This is a genomic window from bacterium (assembly GCA_040753555.1).
Taxonomy (GTDB): Bacteria; UBA9089; UBA9088; order UBA9088; family UBA9088; genus JBFLYE01.
On the sequence record JBFMDZ010000243.1, the window covers coordinates 1 to 2,729 of the forward strand.

At 34.8% G+C, this 2,729-nt stretch carries 3 protein-coding genes; all 3 read left to right on the plus strand.

The window, feature by feature from the left end; all coding sequences use genetic code 11:
* On the plus strand, positions 1-1,673 hold a 1,673-nt coding region (locus AB1630_11975; GenBank protein MEW6104510.1), incomplete at its 5' end, for a DUF2079 domain-containing protein.
* Between the two features lie 78 nt (positions 1,674-1,751).
* Complete coding sequence (locus tag AB1630_11980; protein MEW6104511.1) at positions 1,752-2,192, plus strand: IS5 family transposase; 441 nt, start codon at positions 1,752-1,754, stop codon at positions 2,190-2,192.
* 24 nt (positions 2,193-2,216) lie between these two features.
* A complete protein-coding gene (locus AB1630_11985) occupies positions 2,217-2,516 on the plus strand; it encodes a transposase (GenBank protein MEW6104512.1) in 300 nt (99 codons plus the stop codon).
* Positions 2,517-2,729 lie beyond the last annotated feature (213 nt).

Below are 2,729 nucleotides of genomic sequence, written 5' to 3' on the forward strand. Positions count from 1 at the left end.
ATATTGCCATTTATTCCTATCTTTCCATCATTCAATATAATGGATTTCATACAGGCCATTGGGACTTGGCAGGATTTGATCAAGCTATCTGGAATACAATTCAAGGAAGAATTCTTGATACAACAATGTATGGCCATAACTTCCTGGGTGAGCATTTTTCACCGATGCTTCTTATCCTTGCTCCATTTTATCTTATCTGGCAAGACCCAAGGATGCTTCTTTTCTTACAAAGCCTATTCCTTGGACTAGGAGCAATCCCTGTATTTCTTATTGCAAAGGATAAATTAAAGCATAATCTCTTAAGCCTTTCTTTTTCATTTGCCTATCTTTTTCATCCATTTATCTCAAGGGTAAATCTCTTTGAATTCCATGAAATCTGCCTTGCTCCCTTCTTCCTTTTATTTACCTTCTATTTCCTACAAAGAAGAATTTGGCTTCTTTACTTTATCTTTTTCTTTTTCTCTTTAATGGTAAAGGAGGATGTCTCTTTGATAATCACAGCCTTAGGTATCTATTCCTTCTTTAAGACAAACAAAAGGATTGGCATTATTACATTTATTATTGGAATATTCTGGGCATATCTCTCTGTCTCTGTTTTAATCCCCTATATCAGAAAGGCAACCGAAACAGGGGCATGGAAGGAAACATATGGCTATTTTGGAAGGCTAGGTTTAGGAGAAAGCCTATCTGAAATTATAAAAAACCTCATCTTAAAACCACAAAATACCCTAAAGATGCTTTTTTTACCCGCCAATGAAAAACTTGCTACAATTATCTTGCTTGTTCTTCCTTGCGGATTTCTTTCCATATTAAGCCCAGTATTATTGATAGCCTTGCTTGAGATTATTCTTCACTTTATGGCAGGCTGGGATGCCCAATACCTTCTTGCTTGGCATTATTCTGCTCCAATTTTTCCATTTGCTATAGTTTCTGGTATTTATGGACTTTTCTTCTTATCAAGAAGACTAAAAATACCCTCCTTTTCTTTTTCTCTTTTGATGTTAACAACATCAATCCTTTCAAACTATTACTTTAGTTTTTCTGCTCTTAATCTAGTCTTCCACAATCCAAGTTACTATTTATATGATGTTAATAACCACAAAACCATCCTTTCTTTCCCCCAAAAAGAAAAGCTAAAGATATACTATCAACTAAAAAAGAAATGGAGCCTATTTAAAACAATAATATACTTAATTCCTAAAGATTCCTCCATCTCTGTTGAAGATAATCTTCTTGCCCATTTTTCTCAAAGACAAACGTCTCTTTATGTCTTTCCAAACTTCCAAGATGCAGAATATGTTGTTTTGAATGTACATGATTTTGGGAATTGGATTCTTCGCTGGGAAAAATACGAAAATTATAAAAAAGGGATGGATCTTATTCAAAAGGATAGCCGATTTCAAGTATTTTTTAAGGATGAACCGGGAGGAGGAATTATAGTTTTTGGAAGAAAGAATCAGAGGGAAAGGATAATCAAGAAGGCCAAAATGATGGCAAAATTTAGTTCTTTCTTGTCTGAAACCCACTTTATCCTAGGTTCAATCTATCTTTGTACCAATAATTTAAAAGAAGCAGAAGAAGAATTGAAGATAGCTTTAGAACTTGATCCAAATAATACTTTTATTAACCAAATATTTGAGGAATGTAAAAAGAAAATTCTTGACAAGAATTGAATGGGTTATTAGAACTGGTTTCATAAGTCTAAAGTTTTTATAAGTAATTGCCGATAATTCTCATAGGAGGTGAAACCTATGAGTAGAGCGATATATTTAACAGACAAGCAATGGGAGAAAATAGAACCCTTGCTTCCAAAGCTAAAAAGCAAAGGACGTCCTTGGAAAAATAACAGGGAAGTTTTAGAAGGAATTCTTTGGGTTTTAAGAACAGGAGCAAGGTGGAAAGATTTGCCTGAAAAGTATCCAAGCCCCAGCACTTGCTGGCGACGCCTAAAGTTGTGGGAAGAAAAAGGAATTTGGCTTAAGATATGGAGAAAATTTATAAGCCAGTTGGACAAAAAAGGACAGATTGATTGGAGTGAATGCTTTATGGATGGAAGTTTTACTCCTGCTAAAAAAGGGGCTCTAAAATCGGCAAAACTAAGAGGGGGAAAGGCACGAAGCTTATGGTGGTGGCAGACGGCCAGGGTGTTCCTCTGGGAGTGTCCTTGCACTCTGCCTCTCCACATGAGGTAAAGCTGGAAGACTAAGACAATTGACATGCTTGGTAAAAAACCAGAACGATTGATTTGCGATAAAGCTTATGATTCTGACAAGTTTCGTAGACAATTGAAGAAAAATGGGATTGAGCTTATTGCACCCCACAGAAGTAATCGAAAGAAGCCCAAACTTCAAGATGGAAGAGCCTTGAGACGATATAGAAAACGCTGGAAGATAGAACGTTCTATTGCTTGGATAGGAAACTATAGACGCTTGGTTATCCGATGGGACCGAAATATTATAATTTATCAAGCTTTTCTTCATATTGCTTGTGCTTTAATAACTTGCAATAACTTATGAAACTGCTTCTATTCTTTTTTCAAGATGTTGAAGGATGAAATTTTAGGGTTAAAAATTTTCTTGCAGAATTTTATAAATAATGTTATACCCAACTTCCCGACAAAATCCTAATTTTGCTTGATTTTTGGGCAAATTTTAGATTTTGTAGTATCTAATATTTCCTAAAATATTTTAAAATTCTTCTTGACAAAATAAAACAAGTAATCTATAATG

Coding starts and splice junctions, on each gene's coding strand:
- AB1630_11980 (MEW6104511.1), top strand. CDS start 1,752: ATGAGTAGAGCGATATATTTAACAGACAAGCAATGGGAGAAAATAGAA.
- AB1630_11985 (MEW6104512.1), top strand. CDS start 2,217: ATGCTTGGTAAAAAACCAGAACGATTGATTTGCGATAAAGCTTATGAT.